This window comes from Serratia sp. T13T92, assembly GCF_047530105.1.
GTDB lineage: Bacteria > Pseudomonadota > Gammaproteobacteria > Enterobacterales > Enterobacteriaceae > Chania > Chania fonticola.
This window is the reverse complement of record NZ_JBLJAK010000042.1, coordinates 1-18,761: the sequence shown is the minus strand read 5'-3', so window position 1 is coordinate 18,761 and position 18,761 is coordinate 1. Positions and strand designations below refer to the sequence as shown.

The 18,761-nt window shown below is 53.8% G+C and carries 17 protein-coding genes; 1 reads left to right on the top strand and 16 read right to left on the bottom strand.

Annotated features, from left to right (window positions below):
* Positions 1–127 precede the first annotated feature (127 nt).
* From tolA to sdhC, 16 genes are all read right to left on the bottom strand, one after another.
* Positions 128–1,336 carry a cell envelope integrity protein TolA gene (gene tolA / locus ACMV5I_RS24290; protein ID WP_037375210.1) on the bottom strand — a complete coding sequence of 403 codons (1,209 nt, stop codon included), beginning with the start codon at positions 1,334–1,336 and terminating at the stop codon, positions 128–130.
* A gap of 78 nt (positions 1,337–1,414) precedes the next feature.
* On the bottom strand, positions 1,415–1,843 hold the full coding sequence (gene tolR, locus ACMV5I_RS24285; protein WP_021805261.1) for a colicin uptake protein TolR: 429 nt from the start codon (positions 1,841–1,843) through the stop codon (positions 1,415–1,417).
* Positions 1,844–1,859: 16 nt separating this feature from the next.
* Entirely contained in the window at positions 1,860–2,543 is a 684-nt protein-coding gene (gene tolQ, locus ACMV5I_RS24280; protein ID WP_024483139.1) for a Tol-Pal system protein TolQ, read from the bottom strand.
* A complete protein-coding gene (gene ybgC, locus ACMV5I_RS24275) occupies positions 2,540–2,947 on the bottom strand; it encodes a tol-pal system-associated acyl-CoA thioesterase (RefSeq protein ID WP_261281073.1) in 408 nt (135 codons plus the stop codon). The genes tolQ and ybgC overlap by 4 nt, the downstream gene beginning before the upstream one ends.
* A 133-nt stretch (positions 2,948–3,080) precedes the next feature.
* A complete protein-coding gene (gene ybgE / locus ACMV5I_RS24270; RefSeq protein ID WP_021805264.1) occupies positions 3,081–3,377 on the bottom strand; it encodes a cyd operon protein YbgE in 297 nt (98 codons plus the stop codon).
* The gene (cydX, locus tag ACMV5I_RS24265) at positions 3,377–3,490 is read right to left on the bottom strand and encodes a cytochrome bd-I oxidase subunit CydX (protein WP_021805265.1); all 114 of its coding nucleotides are present in this window, start codon (positions 3,488–3,490) and stop codon (positions 3,377–3,379) included. The genes ybgE and cydX overlap by 1 nt, the downstream gene beginning before the upstream one ends.
* A gap of 17 nt (positions 3,491–3,507) precedes the next feature.
* Positions 3,508–4,647: a cytochrome d ubiquinol oxidase subunit II gene (gene cydB / locus ACMV5I_RS24260; RefSeq protein ID WP_021805266.1), complete on the bottom strand. Its 1,140-nt coding sequence runs from the start codon at positions 4,645–4,647 to the stop codon at positions 3,508–3,510.
* 15 nt (positions 4,648–4,662) lie between these two features.
* Entirely contained in the window at positions 4,663–6,231 is a 1,569-nt protein-coding gene (cydA, locus tag ACMV5I_RS24255; RefSeq protein WP_414825474.1) for a cytochrome ubiquinol oxidase subunit I, read from the bottom strand.
* A 762-nt stretch (positions 6,232–6,993) separates the two neighbouring features.
* A complete protein-coding gene (sucD, locus tag ACMV5I_RS24250) occupies positions 6,994–7,866 on the bottom strand; it encodes a succinate--CoA ligase subunit alpha (protein ID WP_024483143.1) in 873 nt (290 codons plus the stop codon).
* The gene (sucC, locus tag ACMV5I_RS24245) at positions 7,866–9,032 is read right to left on the bottom strand and encodes an ADP-forming succinate--CoA ligase subunit beta (RefSeq protein WP_004949756.1); all 1,167 of its coding nucleotides are present in this window, start codon (positions 9,030–9,032) and stop codon (positions 7,866–7,868) included. Before sucC ends, sucD begins: the two co-directional genes overlap by 1 nt.
* Before the next feature lie 119 nt (positions 9,033–9,151).
* A complete protein-coding gene (odhB, locus tag ACMV5I_RS24240) occupies positions 9,152–10,366 on the bottom strand; it encodes a 2-oxoglutarate dehydrogenase complex dihydrolipoyllysine-residue succinyltransferase (protein WP_024483145.1) in 1,215 nt (404 codons plus the stop codon).
* 10 nt (positions 10,367–10,376) lie between these two features.
* Complete coding sequence (gene sucA / locus ACMV5I_RS24235; protein ID WP_024483146.1) at positions 10,377–13,193, bottom strand: 2-oxoglutarate dehydrogenase E1 component; 2,817 nt, start codon at positions 13,191–13,193, stop codon at positions 10,377–10,379.
* A 254-nt stretch (positions 13,194–13,447) separates the two neighbouring features.
* Positions 13,448–14,164 carry a succinate dehydrogenase iron-sulfur subunit gene (locus ACMV5I_RS24230; protein ID WP_021805271.1) on the bottom strand — a complete coding sequence of 239 codons (717 nt, stop codon included), beginning with the start codon at positions 14,162–14,164 and terminating at the stop codon, positions 13,448–13,450.
* Between the two features lie 16 nt (positions 14,165–14,180).
* The gene (sdhA, locus tag ACMV5I_RS24225) at positions 14,181–15,947 is read right to left on the bottom strand and encodes a succinate dehydrogenase flavoprotein subunit (RefSeq protein WP_121606213.1); all 1,767 of its coding nucleotides are present in this window, start codon (positions 15,945–15,947) and stop codon (positions 14,181–14,183) included.
* The gene (gene sdhD / locus ACMV5I_RS24220) at positions 15,948–16,295 is read right to left on the bottom strand and encodes a succinate dehydrogenase membrane anchor subunit (protein WP_024483148.1); all 348 of its coding nucleotides are present in this window, start codon (positions 16,293–16,295) and stop codon (positions 15,948–15,950) included.
* Positions 16,289–16,678, bottom strand: a complete 390-nt coding sequence (gene sdhC / locus ACMV5I_RS24215; RefSeq protein WP_024483149.1) for a succinate dehydrogenase cytochrome b556 subunit — start codon at positions 16,676–16,678, stop codon at positions 16,289–16,291. The genes sdhD and sdhC overlap by 7 nt, the downstream gene beginning before the upstream one ends.
* A gap of 646 nt (positions 16,679–17,324) precedes the next feature.
* Here sdhC and ACMV5I_RS24210 point away from each other — a divergent pair.
* Complete coding sequence (locus tag ACMV5I_RS24210) at positions 17,325–18,614, top strand: citrate synthase (protein WP_021805275.1); 1,290 nt, start codon at positions 17,325–17,327, stop codon at positions 18,612–18,614.
* The last annotated feature ends 147 nt before the right edge of the window (positions 18,615–18,761 follow it).

The window sequence follows — 18,761 nt, the reverse complement described above, 5'->3', positions numbered from 1 at the left end:
CTCCCTTATCCAGGCGGTATGCCTGCGATAATTTAGCAGAATTTTAACAAACCAACGCCAACAACACTACATATTCCCTGTTGGTTACCTTGGTACATCCATGCGTTTAACTCAGCTATAACAACAGTTATTGCGGCTTAAATTCAAGTATAGAACTCTTAAATTGCTGATAAACTGCATCACTTGGCGGTTTAGGAATACGCGCCTGTTTTGCAGCTGCAACAGCAGCCTGACACAAGGCAGGATCGCCCCCCACAGCCTCCACTTCATACATAAAGCCATCAGGTCTTAGCTTAATACGCAAATCACAGGTTTTGCCCACATACAAACCAGCATCATAGAACTTGCTCTTGATAGCGGCCTGAATCTGACTCTTATAACCACTGATATCCGCTCCACTTGCCCCTGCAGTTTTGGCATTCCCCTCACCTTGCGCCTTGGCTGCGTCACCTTTAGCCTTGGCACCGCCACCTTTCGGCGCGTTTTTACCATCGGCCAAGCTACCGAATAAGTCATCTACATCAGCAGACTGTTTGGCTGCTTCAGCAGCGGCCTTCTTCTTGGCATCTGCGGCTTTCTTGGCGGCAGCAGCCTTCTCGGCAGCGGCGGCTTTTTTCGCTTCTTCTGCGGCAGCTTTTTTCTCAGCGTCGGCAGCGGCTTTCTTCTCTGCAGCCTCAGCTGCTTTCTGTTCAGCGGCCGCAGCGGCTTCTTTCTTCGCCTCTTCCGCCTGCTTTTTAGCAGCGGCGGCAGCGGCAGCTTCTTTCTTGGCTTCCGCTTCGGCTTTCTTCTGTGCGTCTGCCTGCGCCTTGGCTATTTTATCCGCCTCAGCTTTAGCTTTTGCCGCAGCTTGCTCAGCTGCCTTCTGTTGTTCTTTGGCCTTCGCCGCAGCGGCTTCTGCTGCTTTCTGCTGCTCAGCGGCTTGCTGTTGCTGCTCGGCAGCTTTCTTCTGCTGTTCGGCCTGTGCCTTGGCGTCCTGCGCGGCTTTTTCCTGCGCGGCCAAACGCTCTTGTTCCAGTTCTTTCAGGCGCTGCTGTTCCGCCGCCTGCTTCTGCTGCAGCTCTTCAGCCTGTTGCTCCGCCTTCTTCTGGCGCTGCTTTTCTGCACGCTGTGCATCGCTGCTCTGTTGTTGCTGGCGATTGTACTGCTCTACCACCGCCCCTGGATCGACCATCACGGCCCCGACCACGGAACCATCACCGCCACCGCCTGCACTACTCATTTCAGTATTTTCGTACAGCGAACCCCAAATCAACAGGGCAATCAATAGAATGTGCAGAACCACCGATACAATCACGGAGCGGTTCAGCTTATCATTTTGCTCAGTTGCCTTTACCAAAATAGAATCCCAAAAACTGCTGCTTAAACGGGGTTCCTGCGCCACAGGGCAGGAACCGGGTTGCCACTGACCTTACGGTTAGATTGGCTGGGTCATCAACCCTACGGAAGCGACACCCGCCTGATGCAGAATATTCAATGCCTTGATAATCTCATCGTACGGTACTTCCTTGGCCCCACCGATCAAAAACACCGTCTTCGGATTAGCTGCCAGACGCGACTTGGCTTCGGCTGCCACCTGCTCAGGCGGCAACAGCTCCATACGGTTGTGATCAACCACCAGGGTGTACTGACCTACGCCGGAAACTTCCAGGATCACCGGTGGATTATCATCACTGGACACCGTCTTGGAATCGGTGGCATCAGGCAAATCAACTTCAACGCTTTGGGTGATGATTGGTGCAGTTGCCATAAAGATCAGCAACAGCACCAACAAGACGTCCAGCAGCGGAACAATGTTGATTTCCGACTTCAGCTCACGCTTGTTACGACCACGAACTCTCGCCATGCTACCCTCCTACTTCTTATTTGCTGTCGCTGGAGAAGGCCTGACGATGCAGAATAGCGGTGAACTCTTCCATAAAGTTGTCGTAATTCTGCTCAAGCTTGTTAACGCGCTGGTTTAGGCGGTTATAGGCCATAACGGCAGGGATCGCGGCAAACAGACCGATGGCCGTGGCGATCAACGCTTCGGCGATACCCGGTGCTACCATCTGCAAGGTGGCTTGTTTTACCGCGCCCAGGGCGATAAAGGCGTGCATGATCCCCCACACGGTACCAAACAGGCCGATATACGGGCTGATGGAACCCACGGTGCCGAGGAAAGGAATATGGTTTTCCAGCGTTTCCAGCTCTCGATTCATCGAAATACGCATCGCACGCGTTGCGCCTTCGATCACCGACTCCGGCGCATGGCTGTTAGCGCGGTGCAAACGGGCAAACTCTTTGAAACCGGAATGGAAAATCTGCTCTGAGCCAGTCAGGCTATCGCGACGCGCCTGGCTTTCCTGATACAGACGGGAAAGCTCGATACCAGACCAGAATTTGTCTTCGAAGGCTTCGGCGTCGCGAGTGGCCGCATTGAGGATGCGGGTCCGCTGGATGATGATCGCCCAAGAAGCCACTGAAAAGCATATCAAAATCAGCATGATAAACTTGACCAGCAGGCTCGCCTTCAAGAATAGATCTAGGATGTTCATGTCAGTCACTGCTTAAACTCCGCGACAATAGACTTAGGAAGCGCTATCGGCTTCATTTGGTGTGGATCAATGCATGCAATCAATACATCGGCCTGACTCAAGAGAGTACCGTCAGAATTAACAATGCGTTGAGCAAACGTAAGAGAAGCCCCGCGTATTGAGGTGATTTTGCTCTGCACTTCCAGCAGATCGTCAAGACGAGCTGGTGACAGATAATCCACCGTCATACGCCGGACAGCGAAAGCGACATGTTCTTCACTGAGCAGCTGCTGTTGATGAAAGTTATGTTGACGCAGCATCTCGGTGCGCGCTCTTTCATAAAAAGCGACGTAACGGGCGTGGTAGACCACACCACCGGCATCGGTGTCTTCAAAGTAAACACGAACCGGCCATCGAAACAACTTAATACTCACGAGACTTCCAAACCAAGGCAATTGAACGATTGCTACTATACGCAAGACGGATCGGGTTGGGAATGGGTTACTGAATGGGAATGAAAATAATTATGGGCCTGAACGGCCCATAACATGGGGGATGCGTAATAGATTATAAAGAAACGTAAAGTAATCCTGCGGCCAGGATCACAATTGCAGGTAATGGCGCGAAAAATGCACGCCAAAACGTGCTCTGTGACCGGAAGCCGACACCGTGAACGATGCCCGCACATACCGCCCAGATCAGCAAGATGCCCTGCCAGATCTCTAACGAGCTGGTACGTGCTGCAAAACGGCTAGGATCCCAAAAGATACATCCCGCCAAAATCACCGCCAGCACCAATGAAAGGGCCCGAACCGGGCCCTTGTCGGTGATAGCGTACAGCTTATCCACCAGTGACGAACTCATCACTTACCGTCTTGCTGCGCTTTTGAATCTTCACTGTGCTCAAGCGCCAGCGCCGTGATGATACCGAAGGCACAGGCAAGAAGCGTTCCGAGGATCCAGGCAAAATACCACATGGTTTAGCTCCTTTTGCTTAGTACAGCGAATGCTTATTTTTTTCGATGAAGTTCTTATCCAGGCGACCAAACATTTTGTAGTACGCCCAAGCGGTGTACGCCAGAACGATTGGCACGAAGATAATGGCAACAACGGTCATCACCTGCAGCGTGAACAGGCTGGAAGTCGCATCCCACATGGTCAGACTGACGTTAGGCACGGTGCTTGATGGCATAACGAACGGGAACATGGTTACCCCAGCCGTCAGGATCACACAGGCAATCGTCAGTGATGAACTCAGGAACGCCATCGCAGCTTTGTCCAAACGGGCAAACAGGATAGTGAACAGTGGCAGAACCACGCCCAACGCCGGCAGTGCCCACAGGGATGGATACTTATTGAAGTTGATCAACCAGGCACCCGCCTGATGAGCCACTTCTTTACGCAGTGGGTTGGATTCCGCTGCCGTATCCAGTGCTGAGGTGATCACGAAACCGTCGATACCTTTCACCAGCCAGATACCCGCCAACAGGAAGCATACGCCCATCACCAGCGCAGAAATCTGCGCCGCAGCGCGTGAGCGCAGGTGAATCTCGGCAGTGGTACGCATCTGCAGGTAGGTTGCCCCCTGAGTCACCAGCATGGTCAGGCTGACAATACCGGCCAGCAAACCAAACGGGTTCAACAGTTGGAAGAAGTTGCCGGTATAGAACAGACGCAGATATTCATCGATATGGAACGGCACGCCCTGTAACAGGTTACCGAACGCCACGCCGAACACCACCGCAGGCACGAAGCTACCAACAAAGATGCCCCAGTCCCACATGTTACGCCAGGTGCTGTTTTCCAGCTTCGAGCGGTAGTCAAAACCGACCGGGCGGAAGAACAAGGCAGCCAGCACCAGGATCATGGCCACATAGAAACCAGAGAACGCGGCAGCATAAACCATTGGCCAGGCGGCAAACAATGCGCCACCGGCGGTGATCAACCACACCTGGTTACCGTCCCAGTGCGGGGCAATGGCGTTGATCATTACCCGGCGCTCGGTATCGGTTTTACCGATGATGCGCATCAGAATACCGACACCCATATCGAAACCATCGGTGACGGCGAAACCGATCAGCAAGATGCCAACCAGGAGCCACCAGATAAATCGCAGTACTTCGTAATCAAACATATCTTGGACTCCTGTTTAGCGCGCTTCCTGCACGGCGGCAGTCGGTTGTTCAAAGTGGTAGCGGCCAGTTTTCAGGCTGCTTGGACCCAGACGTGCAAACTTGAACATCAGGTACATTTCAGCCACCAGGAACAGGGTGTACAAGCCGCATATCAGCCCCATTGAGAACAGAATGTCGCCTGCGGTCAGCGAAGAGGTGGCGACTGCGGTTGGCAGCACCTCACCTATCGCCCACGGCTGACGGCCATACTCTGCCACGAACCAGCCCGCTTCAACGGCAATCCATGGTAATGGCAGGCCGAACAGCGCAGCGCGAAGCAGCCATTTCTTCTGACCGATACGACCACGTACCACGCTCAAGAATGACAGGCCGATGATAAACAGCATCAACACGCCAGCCGCCACCATGATACGGAAGGCGAAGTACAGTGGAGCAACGCGCGGGATAGAATCTTTGGTTGCCTGCTGGATCTGCGCTTCCGTTGCGTCGGTGACGTTTTCGGTATAGCGCTTGAGCAGCATGCCGTAGCCCAGATCCTGTTTGGTATCGTTGAATGCGGTACGCACTGCCGGATCGGTATTACCGCTACGCAGCTCTTCCAGCAGTTGGTAAGCCTTCATACCGTTACGGATACGTACCTGGTGCTGTGCCATCAGATCGCGCAGGCCGATAACCGGGGTGTCGATAGAACGGGTAGCAATCAGGCCGAGCGCCCAAGGAATTTGAATCGAGAAGGAGTTCTCCATTTTCTCCTGGTTCGGAATACCGAACAGGGTAAATGCGGCCGGAGCCGGTTGAGTTTCCCATTCGGCTTCAATGGCAGCCAGTTTGGTTTTCTGCACGTCCCCCATTTCGTAACCGGATTCATCACCCAGCACGATAACGGAAAGGATAGCAGCCATACCGAAGCTGGCAGCAATGGCGAATGAACGCTTGGCAAAAGCAACGTCACGCCCTTTCAGCAGATAGTAAGAGCTGATACCCAGCACGAACATCGCGCCGGTGGTGTAGCCAGCAGCTACGGTGTGAACGAACTTCACCTGTGCAACCGGGTTGAAGACCAGCTCGGAGAAGCTGAGCATCTCCATACGCATGGTTTCAAAGTTGAAGTCGGAGGCGATTGGGTTTTGCATCCAGCCGTTGGCGACCAGGATCCACAACGCAGACAGGTTTGAGCCGAGGGCAACAAACCAGGTGACCGTCATGTGCTGGATCTTGCTCAGGCGATCCCAGCCGAAGAAGAACAGACCGACCAGCGTCGATTCCAGGAAGAACGCCATCAGACCTTCGATAGCCAGCGGGGCCCCGAAGATGTCACCGACGTAATGAGAGAAGTACGACCAGTTGGTCCCGAACTGGAACTCCATGGTCAACCCGGTGGCCACACCCAGAGCAAAGTTGATTGCAAATAACTTGCCCCAGAATTTGGTCATATCTTTATAAATTTGTTTGCCGGACAGCACATATACCGTTTCCATAATTGCCAGCAAAAACGCCATACCCAGCGTTAATGGGACAAATAGGAAGTGGTACATCGCCGTTAAAGCAAACTGTAAGCGCGACAGTTCGACAATATCAAACATCTTGACTCCTTGCTCCTCGCAGGAAGACTCCGACTTGCGGTTATCGGTATTACTCCCGAAAGAGTAGCCGGTAACGCCCCGCAGTGAATGCCCTTAAACACAACAAAATTTGATCCAGCCTCTCCGCTTTCAACCGTACGTTCAGAGCCAGACCACGAGGGGCGGGAGCAAAACGCACCAATGAAAACCGACAGCGGGTAACAAATGCAACAAGATCAACCATCCATAATTACACAATGGCATGATACTCGCCAAAGCCCATACAATAAATAGGTATTTGCGTGACGCAGGTTGGACTTTTGGCCACAGGTCAAAAATCAGCCTAAATAGGTAGCTAGGCCAATATTGATCTAAAACAATTTAAGCCTATCTGCATATTATTGCTAGGCTCATTACACATTTTACTGTAATTTCCCAGCGCCCATGTTAAGCAATGGTTTAATTGTTTTTTATTGATATCTTTGTGTTAAATAAATGTAATTTAAAATATCCCCAATTGTATTACTTCAGCATTACCATTCGATAGATATTAACTTTTTATTTTCAATGGCGATTGTAGTGAGTTAACTCACAAATCTGCTTTTTGCTAAGTAATCATAGACCATGTTGCGAGGTTGATCCCAGAACCTGCAAGCACTGAGTGGTCAGCTCGCACCTCCAGCAACAATGCCTTGCAAAACGCCCTTCTCTCTCAGTGACATACAAAAAAGGCCGCCCAAAGGCGGCCAAACATGTCGAGATATTATTATTTGCTATACGGTACTAACGATTCAGGATCGCCTTCACTGCATCACCGATATCAGCCAGGCTGCGTACGGTTTTAACCCCTGCCGCTTCCAGAGCCGCGAACTTCTCATCCGCAGTCCCTTTGCCGCCGGCAATGATGGCGCCAGCATGGCCCATACGCTTGCCTTTCGGTGCAGTAACACCGGCGATATAACCGACTACCGGCTTGGTGACGTGCTCTTTGATATAGGCCGCCGCTTCTTCTTCCGCGCTGCCGCCAATCTCACCGATCATCACGATAGCTTCGGTCTGTGGATCTTCCTGGAACAACTTCAGGATATCGATAAAGTTGGAACCCGGGATCGGGTCACCACCGATACCGACGCAGGTAGACTGCCCCAGACCGGCGTCAGTGGTTTGTTTTACCGCTTCATAGGTCAGGGTACCTGAACGGGAAACGATGCCCACCTTACCTGGCAGGTGAATATGGCCAGGCATGATACCGATCTTGCATTCGCCTGGGGTGATCACACCAGGGCAGTTCGGGCCGATCATGCGCACGCCGGCTTCATCCAGCTTCACTTTCACGGTCAGCATATCCAGGGTCGGGATGCCTTCAGTGATGGTGATGATCAGTTTGATGCCTGCATCGATAGCTTCCAGAATGGAATCTTTGCAGAATGGCGCTGGCACGTAGATAACAGACGCGGTAGCGCCGGTCGCTTCAACAGCCTCACGCACGGTGTTGAACACTGGCAGACCCAGGTGCTGAGTACCGCCTTTGCCTGGAGTCACGCCACCCACCATTTTGGTGCCGTAAGCGATAGCTTGTTCGGAGTGGAAGGTACCCTGGCTACCGGTGAAACCCTGGCAGATTACTTTGGTGTTCTTATCGATTAAAATGGACATTATTTACCCTCCACTGCCGCAACAACTTGCTGAGCCGCATCAGTCAGGCTGGTCGCAGCAATGATATTCAAACCGCTGTCCGCCAGTTTCTTGGCGCCCAGTTCGGCGTTGTTCCCTTCCAAGCGCACTACCACCGGGACGTTAACGCCCACTTCAGCTACCGCGCCAATGATACCGTCGGCGATCAGATCGCAACGCACGATGCCACCGAAGATGTTAACCAGTACCGCTTTCACCTTGTCGTCAGACAGGATGATTTTGAAGGCTTCGGTCACGCGCTCTTTGGTCGCGCCACCGCCCACATCCAGGAAGTTGGCTGGTTCGCCACCGTGCAGTTTCACGATGTCCATGGTACCCATCGCCAGACCTGCACCGTTCACCATGCAACCGATGTTACCGTCGAGGGCGACATAGTTCAGTTCCCACTGGGCCGCACGGGATTCACGCTCGTCTTCTTGAGAAGGATCACGCATTTCACGCAGTTCGGACTGGCGGAACAGGGCGTTGCCATCGGCACCCAGCTTACCATCCAGGCAGATCAGATCGCCCTGCTTGGTCACTACCAGCGGGTTGATCTCAACCATCGCCAGATCGCGCTCCAGGAACAGCGTTGCCAGCCCCATAAAGATTTTGGCAAATTGGCCGACTTGCTTACCGGTCAGGCCCAGTTTGAACGCCAGCTCACGACCCTGGTAAGGCTGTGGGCCTGCCAGTGGATCGATGGTCATTTTGTGGATCAGTTCCGGGGTCTCTTCCGCAACTTTCTCAATTTCAACGCCGCCTTCGGTAGAAGCCATAAACACTACGCGACGGCTGGCACGGTCAACTACCGCCCCCAGATACAGCTCTTTGTCGATATCAGTGGCCGCTTCTACCAGGATCTGGTGAACCGGCTGGCCCAGCGCATCGGTCTGGTAGGTCACCAGGCGTTTACCCAGCCAGGCTTCGGCAAAAGCACGGATATCTTCTTTGCTGTTAACGACTTTAACGCCACCAGCTTTACCACGGCCGCCAGCATGAACCTGACATTTTACCACCCACGGGCCGGAGCCGATTTTAGATGCGGCTTCTTCTGCTTCACGCGGAGTGGTACAGGCGTAACCGGTTGGTGCTGGCATGCCATACCGAGCAAACAGCTGTTTTGCCTGATATTCGTGTAAATTCATGATGTTCTATCCATTCAGGTCAGAAAGTTTTAGCCGGGTCACTTTCGCGGTATTCCGCATGACTTATCGGCCACATAGCACAGGGTGTGGGCGCGGCAAAAACCGCGCCCTTGCAGGGATTAAACGTCCAGCAGCAGACGAGCCGGATCTTCCAGCATGTCTTTCACCGTCACCAGATAACTCACCGACTCTTTGCCATCGATCAGACGATGATCGTAAGACAGAGCCAGATACATCATCGGCTGGATCACGACCTGACCATTGACCGCCATTGGGCGATCCTTGATGGCGTGCATACCCAGAATGGCGCTCTGCGGTGGGTTAATGATCGGAGTAGACATCAATGAACCGAACACGCCGCCGTTGGTAATGGTGAAGTTACCGCCAGTCAGCTCTTCCACGGTCAATTTGCCGTCACGGCCTTTGATCGCCAGCTCTTTGATTTTCTTCTCGATGTCCGCCATGCTCATGGAATCAACGTCACGCAGTACCGGGGTTACCAGGCCACGCGGGGTCGATACCGCAATGCTGATATCGAAGTAGTTGTGGTAAACCACATCGCTACCGTCGATAGAGGCGTTCACTTCCGGGAAGCGTTTCAGCGCTTCGACTACCGCTTTGATGTAGAAGGACATAAAGCCCAGACGTACACCGTGGCGTTTTTCGAAGGCTTCGCCGTACTGCTTGCGCAGATCCATGATCGGCTGCATGTTGATTTCGTTGAAGGTGGTCAGCATCGCGGTGCTGTTCTTCGCTTCCAACAGGCGCTCGGCCACGCGTTTGCGCAGGCGGGTCATAGGAACACGTTTTTCGCTACGGCCGCCCAAGGCTGGCTGAGGTGCCGCCGCTGGGGCTGCTGCCGGTGCCGCTTTCTTGCTGGCAGCCAGGTGCGCTTCTACGTCTTCACGCGTGATACGGCCACCCACGCCGCTGCCTTTGATGGCGGCAGCATCGAGATCGTGTTCGGCAATCAGGCGGCGGATCGCCGGGCTGAGTGCGTCGTTGTTCTCTTCTTCCAGGCTGGCGGTTGCGCGCTGTGCCGGAGTTGACTCAACGCTCTGAGCTTTCGCTTCGGTCGGCTTGCCAGAGCTGTCACCCTGACGGATACGCCCGAGAAGCTGACGTGAAGTCACGGTTGCGCCTTCGTCTTCCAGGATCGCTTCCAGTACACCGGCTTCACTGGCTGGCACTTCCAATACAACTTTGTCGGTTTCAATCTCAACCAGCACTTCGTCACGCTGAACGGTATCACCCGGTTTTTTATGCCAGGTGGCGACGGTCGCATCGGCAACGGATTCAGGGAGGTCAGGAACCAGAATATCTACGCTACTCATTAGCTTTCCTTTAAATTTTTTCTTCAATATTCAGCGCGTCATTCACCAGAGCCTGCTGCTGCTTCTGGTGTACGGACATATAACCTACCGCCGGAGAGGCAGAGGCTGGACGTCCTGCGTAACGTAAAGAGGCCCCAAACGGGATCACTTCACGGAAATTGTGTTGGCTGCAATACCAGGCGCCCTGGTTCAACGGTTCTTCCTGACACCAGACGAAATCATGCACGTGGGCATACTGTTCCAATACCGCTTGAACGGCCTGATGCGGGAACGGATACAGCTGCTCGATACGTACGATGGCCACGTCCTTCTGGTCGTTCTTACGGCGTTGTTCCAGCAGATCGTAATAAACCTTACCAGAACACAGCACCACGCGTTTTACCGCTTTGGCATCCAGCTCGTCAATTTCGCCGATGGCCGGTTGGAAGGTGCCGTTTGCCAGTTCTTCCAGGGAAGAGACTGCCAGCGGATGACGCAGCAAGGACTTCGGTGACATCACCACCAGCGGACGGCGCATACCGCGCAACGCCTGACGGCGCAGCATATGGTAGACCTGTGCCGGAGTGGACGGGATGCACACCTGCATGTTCTGTTCTGCACACAGCTGCAGGTAACGTTCCAGACGCGCAGAGGAGTGCTCTGGGCCCTGGCCTTCGTAACCGTGCGGCAGCAGCATCACCAGGCCACACATACGGCCCCATTTCTGCTCACCGGAGCTGATGAACTGGTCGATCACTACCTGAGCACCGTTGGCAAAGTCACCAAACTGCGCTTCCCAGATGGTCAGGGTGCGCGGCTCTGCGGTGGCGTAGCCATATTCAAATGCCAGAACGGCTTCTTCAGACAGCACCGAGTCCCAGACTTTGAATTCGCCCTGGCCGCTGTGGATATTCGCCAGCGGGACATAGACAGAACCATTTTTCTGGTTGTGCACCACCGCATGACGGTGGAAGAAGGTGCCACGGCCAGCATCTTCACCAGAAATACGGATCGGGATGCCTTCATCAGCCATGGTGGCGTAAGCCAGCGTTTCCGCTGCGCCCCAGTCGAACGGTTTGTTGCCTGCGGCCATCTCGGCACGATCGCCGTAGATTTTCGCGACGCGCGACTGCATTTCGATCGCTTCCGGTACGCTGCTGATGCGGCGAGCCAGTTCCTGCAGGCGCTTCATCTCAACCTTGCTTGGGTACTCTTCGTCCCATTCATGGTTCAGGTATGGCGACCAGGTGAAGGAGTGCAGGTTCATCGGACGCCACTCTTCAACCACGCAGTCACCGCGATCGAGAGCATCGCGATACAGGTTGACCATTTCCGTGGCATCTTCCAGGCTGGCAACCTTCTGTTCGGTCAGCACGTCAGCGTAGAGTTTGCGTGGCGTTGGGTGTTTCTTGATCTTCTGATACATCACCGGCTGGGTTGCACTTGGCTCATCGGCCTCGTTATGCCCATGGCGACGGTAGCAGACCAGGTCGATCATCACGTCACGTTTAAAGGTGTTACGGAAATCCAACGCCAGGCGGGTGACAAAGGCCACCGCTTCCGGATCATCGGCATTCACGTGGAAAATTGGAGCCTGCACCATCTTGGCGATATCGGTACAGTATTGGGTGGAACGCGCGTCCAACGGGTTGGAGGTAGTGAAACCAACCTGGTTGTTGATGACGATACGCACCGTGCCGCCCACCTCATAACCGCGAGCCTGCGACATGTTCAGGGTTTCCTGAACCACGCCCTGCCCGGTGATTGCTGCGTCACCATGAATAGTGATTGGCAGAACCATGTTGCTGCGCGCTTCGTCCAGACGGTCACGGCGGGCACGTACAGACCCCATGACAACCGGGCTGACGATTTCCAGGTGCGACGGGTTAAACGCCAGCGCCAGGTGAACCATGCCGCCTTCAGTTTCCACGTCGGAAGAGAAGCCCTGGTGATATTTCACGTCACCGGTGCCCAGGTGTTCTTTATGCTTGCCGGCAAACTCGTCGAACAGGTCAGCCGGTTTTTTACCCAGCACGTTGATCAACACGTTCAGACGGCCACGGTGGGCCATACCCAGCACCACTTCACGCGTGCCGTTTTTGCCTGCGTGACGCACCATTTCTTTCAGCATCGGCACCAACGCGTCGCCACCTTCCAGCGAGAAGCGTTTGGCCCCAGGGAATTTGGCACCCAGGTAACGTTCCAGCCCTTCGGCTGCTGTCAGTTCGCTCAGGAAACGGCGTTTCTCATCGGTGGTGAAGCTGGCACGCCCCGCTACCGATTCAATGCGCTGCTGGATCCAGCGTTTCTCTTCGGTGTTGGTGATGTGCATATACTCGGCACCGATCGAACCGCAGTAGGTCTGCTTCAGCGCCGCGTACAGATCGCTCAGCTTCATGGTTTCTTTGCCGATGGCAAAAGAACCCACGTTGAAGGTTTCCTGGAAGTCGGCTTCGGTCAGGTTGTGGTACGCCGGATCGAGATCGGGAACGCGCTCCTGTTTCCACAGGTCTAACGGGTCGAGGTTGGCGTGCTGATGCCCACGGAAGCGGAAGGCGTTGATCAGCTGCAATACCTTGACCTGCTTGGCATCGGTTTCAGGATCGTTGATGGTGGTGTTATAACGAGCAGAATCTTTCGCCAGGCGGCGGAAGTAATCTCGCGTTTGGGAGTGGAGCTGATCGGGTTTGACACCCGCAGTTGGTAGTTGCTGGAAAATCGAACGCCAACTATCTTCAACGGAACTCGGATCGGTTAAAAAGTCTTCATAGAGCTGCTCTATGTAGGACTGGTTCGCGCCCGCCAGATAGGAGGAATCCAGCCAGGCCTTCATTGCGCCGTTCTGCATTTTGATCCCTTAAGCTTGAAAGCTTCAGTTTTCGCCGTGGTTAACATAATTACCGTAATGGTACGCTTAACGGTTCACTAGACGTGCTTATACAAGTGCACGTTCTGTTTTGGACCTTGCGGCCCCATACAAGGAACCTCTAAAAACCGGCGGGACAAACCTGATTGCCTTTAACCACAATCACGGGTCAGTTTTTAGAGATCCCCTCTTGGGATGTGCGCCGGTAAAGCCACCGGCGCAGCATCTCGTTCTGTTTATGCGCCGCGTTGCAGCAGCATAGACTTGATATGACCAATTGCACGGGTCGGATTCAAGCCCTTAGGACATACACTGACACAATTCATAATGCTATGGCAGCGGAAAACACTGAAAGCGTCGTTCAGATCGTCCAATCGTGCTTCAGTTTCCGTATCACGGCTGTCGATCAGGAAGCGGTACGCCGCTAACAGACCGGCCGGGCCAACAAACTTGTCAGGGTTCCACCAGAACGATGGGCAAGAGGTGGAGCAACAGGCACAGAGAATACATTCGTACAATCCATCCAGTTTTTCCCGCTGATCCGGCGTTTGCAGGTGCTCACGCGCCGGAGGATTCTTGCCATCATTAATCAAGAACGGCTTGATCTTTTCATACTGGGTATAGAACTGCCCCATATCCACCACCAGATCGCGCACCACCGGTAACCCCGGCAGCGGACGGATCACAATCTTGTTGTTGCCTTTACGCAACGACGAGACCGGGGTGATACAGGCCAGACCGTTCTTACCGTTCATATTGATGCCGTCTGAACCGCACACGCCTTCACGGCAAGAGCGGCGGAAAGATAAGGTCGGGTCCTTTTCTTTCAGCTGGATCAACGCATCCAGCAGCATCATGTCACGGCCTTCTTCCGCTTCCAGGCTGTAGTCCTGCATATGCGGGGCGCTATCAACATCCGGATTATAGCGATAGATAGAGAATTCAAGTTTCATCAATCGAGCTCCGCAATTAGTAAGAACGCACTTTCGGCGGGAATGCCGCGCGCAGCTTCGGTTGCATGTTCACTTCACGACGCGTCATGCTTTCCGATTGCGGCAGATACAGCGAATGGCACAGCCAGTTGGCATCGTCACGCTCCGGATAGTCGAAGCGGCTATGCGCGCCACGGCTCTCGGTACGGAAGTTGGCCGACACGGCGGTGGAATACGCGGTCTCCATCAAGTTATCCAACTCCAGGCATTCGATGCGCTGGGTGTTGAATTCGCTGGAGGTATCATCCAGGCGTGCGTTCTTCAGACGTTCACGGATCACTTTCAGCTCTTCCAATCCTTTCGCCATCGCATCACCTTCGCGGAACACCGAGAAGTTATGCTGCATACAGGATTGCAGTGCCTTACGAATTTCCACCGGATCTTCACCAGAACGGGTGTTGTTCCAACGGTTCAGACGATCCAGCGAAGCTTCGACGTCCGATTCGCTGGCTTCGCGGCTTTCGCCCTGCTCTGCCAACGACTCTTGCAGGTGCATACCGGCAGAGCGACCAAACACCACCAGATCCAGCAGCGAGTTGCCGCCCAGACGGTTGGCGCCGTGTACCGATACGCAGGCAATTTCGCCTACCGCGAACAGGCCCGGGATCACCACGTCTTCGCCTTTCTCGTTCACAGTCAGCGCCTGGCCGGTCACTTTGGTCGGAATACCGCCCATCATATAGTGGCAAGTTGGAATGACCGGGATCGGCTCTTTCACCGGATCGACGTGGGCGAAAGTACGGGACAGTTCCAGAATGCCCGGCAGGCGGGACTCCAGCACGTCTTTGCCCAGGTGGTCCAGTTTCAGCTTGGCATGTGGGCCCCATGGACCGTCACAGCCGCGGCCTTCACGGATCTCAATCATGATCGAACGTGCCACAACGTCACGGCCCGCCAGATCTTTGGCATTTGGCGCATAACGTTCCATGAAACGTTCGCCATGTTTGTTCAGCAGGTAACCACCTTCACCGCGGCACCCCTCGGTGACCAGTACGCCAGCCCCGGCAATACCGGTTGGGTGGAACTGCCACATTTCCATATCCTGCACCGGTACACCGGCACGCAGCGCCATACCGACACCGTCACCGGTATTGATGTGGGCGTTGGTGGTGGATTGGTAAATACGGCCTGCCCCACCGGTAGCCAGAATGGTTGCCTTGGCCTTGAAGTACACGACTTCACCGGTTTCGATACAGATAGCGGTGGTACCGACTACCGCACCATCCTGGTTTTTCACCAGATCCAGCGCATACCACTCGGAGAAGATGGTGGTGTGATTTTTCAGGTTCTGCTGATAAAGGGTGTGCAACAACGCGTGACCGGTACGGTCTGCCGCCGCAGCGGTACGGGCCGCCTGCTCGCCACCAAAGTTCAGTGACTGGCCGCCAAACGGGCGTTGATAAATGCGGCCATCGTCCAGACGGGAGAACGGCAGGCCCATGTGTTCCAACTCCAGAATCGCTTCCGGGCCGGTTTTACACATATATTCAATGGCGTCCTGGTCACCGATATAGTCGGAACCTTTCACCGTGTCGTACATATGCCATTCCCAGTTGTCTTCGTGGTTATTGCCCAAGGCTACGGTAATGCCGCCTTGGGCAGACACGGTATGGGAACGGGTCGGGAATACTTTGGAAAGCAGGGCACAGGTTGAGCCCGCCTGGGAAATCTGCAGCGCCGCGCGCATACCTGCGCCACCAGCACCGATAACAACTGCATCAAACTCTCTGATTGGCAGTTTCATTTAAGCACCCCACACTACGATTGTTCCGTACAGTAAATAGACCAGCAACGTGACGACAATCGCCAGTTGCAGCACCAGGCGTAACGCCAGTGGCTTGATATAGTCCGTCAGCACCTGCCACATTCCCACCCAGGCGTGAACCAGGATCGACAGCAATGTCAGCAAGGTGAATACTTTCGTAATGGAGGTGGCGAAGAAGCCGCGCCAGATTTCATAGGTGATGTCCGGAGCCGTAGCCACGAAGCCCAGGATATAGAGAACATACAGGGTGATGACGATAGCGGAAGCACGCAGTAACAACCAGTCGTGTACGCCGTTACGTCCTAATGCAGAAACGTTGCTTACCATACGAGGACTCCAGCCAGAATTGACAGCACGACGGTCAGACCGAACGCCACCTGGGCAGAACGGGTACCTGCGGCTAAACTCTCTTCGATATAGCCAAAATCCATTAACAAGTGACGAATGCCACCGCAAATGTGATAGGCCAACGCGGTGAGGATCCCCCAGAAAATGAATTTCACGAAGAAGCTATTCATGATGGCAGCAGCGTGCAGGAAGCCCTCTTGAGAAGAGAGAGAGATACCCAGCAGCCAGAGGAGAATGCCCACGGCAACGAAAGTAATTACGCCAGAGACTCGGTGTAAGATGGACGCTATCGCAGTTACAGGAAACCGGATCGTTTGCAGATCCAGATTGACAGGTCTTTGTTTTTTCACGGTTTTGCCCACACAGCTCTTATTATTTTCCTTCCTCCGGACCTGGGTGGGGATCAGACAGCGTCCAAGAGTTTTCACTCTTACACCTCACGCGCTCAAACATCGACATCCTAGTGCTTAAACGGCGCGTAGTGATAACGCTGGGTGCTCCTACTTCAGGGTAATCCGGAGACCTGGCGGCAGTATAGGAGGTTCACATTCTTATTACAATTCCCATACAATCCCTTTGGTCACATTTCCCCAGAACAGTGATTTAGATCACGATTATTACATTTAGCACGAAATTAATTATCTGATTTGACAAGAGATCAACATTTCCATTACAAATAGGGCAGCAATCAACCCTATGATGCACTAGCGGTCACCGGATACACTTCCCCCTAAGCACAAGTTATGCAACAGTGTAGCGATAGTGTATGTGGTTAACATTCCAAACAGATCGTAGGTAATGATTAAAAGAAAATAACGAATCCCGATGAATCGTTAACGGCTGCTAACCCGTCTTGTTCGCCTGGTGCAAACTCTGTCCCCTACCGGCGCAAATGCGCTGTCGCTCACAGAGTTAGCGTTCGCTCGACTTTAATGCGGGCAACCTGCGGAGATTTAAGGTATTTCAGTTGTTAGAGGTTTTTAAAATAAGGCGTTAAGGAGACTGTAAATGACTGATAAGAAAGCGACGCTAAGCATCAACAACGGCGAAGCTCCGATCGAACTGGGCGTACTCACCCCTTCACTGGGCCCTGATGTTATTGACGTACGCGCCCTGGGCTCCAAAGGTTATTTCACATTTGATCCCGGCTTTACTTCTACCGCTTCCTGTGAATCCAAAATCACGTTCATCGACGGCGACAAAGGTATCCTGCTGCACCGCGGCTTCCCGATTGAGCAGTTGGCAAAAGAGTCCTCCTACCTGGAGGTGTGCTACATCCTGCTGTACGGCGAAACCCCGAGCGCTGAAGAGTTCGAAACCTTCAAAACCACGGTAACCCGCCACACCATGATCCACGACCAGATCACCCATCTGTTCCGTGGTTTCCGCCGTGACTCGCACCCAATGGCGGTGCTGTGCGGCGTGACAGGTGCCCTGGCTGCGTTCTATCACGATGCGCTGGACGTCAACAATGAACGTCACCGTGAGATCACCGCGTTCCGCCTGCTGTCCAAAATGCCTACCGTGGCAGCGATGTGTTACAAGTATTCTCTCGGCCAGCCGTTTGTTTACCCACGCAACGACCTGTCCTACGCCGGTAACTTCCTGCGCATGATGTTTGCTACACCTTGCGAAGAGTACGTGGTGAACCCGGTGCTGGAACGCGCCATGGATCGTATTCTGATCCTGCATGCCGACCATGAGCAGAACGCGTCCACCTCCACCGTGCGTACCGCCGGTTCATCAGGTGCCAACCCGTTTGCCTGTATCGCGGCCGGTATCGCTTCCCTGTGGGGGCCAGCGCACGGCGGTGCCAACGAAGCGGCACTGAAGATGCTCGAAGAAATCAAAACCGTTGAGCACATCCCTGAGTTCATCAAACGCGCCAAAGACAAGAATGACTCGTTCCGTCTGATGGGCTTTGGCCACCGCGTGTACAAAAACTACGATCCACGCGCCACTGTGATGCGTGAAACCTGTCACGAAGTGCTGAAAGAACTGAACAAGAAAGACGACAACCTGCTGCAGGTCGCGATGGAGCTGGAACACATCGCGTTGAACGACCCGTACTTCATAGAGAAGAAACTGTACCCGAACGTCGATTTCTATTCAGGTATCATCCTGAAAGCAATGGGTATTCCTTCTTCCATGTTTACGGTGATCTTCGCAATTGCCCGTACCATTGGCTGGATTGCCCACTGGAACGAAATGCATGACGAAGGCATCAAGATCGCTCGTCCACGTCAGTTGTATACCGGCTATGCCGAGCGTGAGTTCAAGTCTCAGGTTAAAAAGTAAGCTTTAGCAGGGGGCGATATCGGCCCCTCACCCTAACCCTCTCCCACAGGGCTGAGGAATCCCCAGAAAAAAATGAAAGGCACGATGAAGTGTGATCTACTGGTTGCGCTAACAAAACAGAAGAGACCTCATCGTGCCTTTACAAAC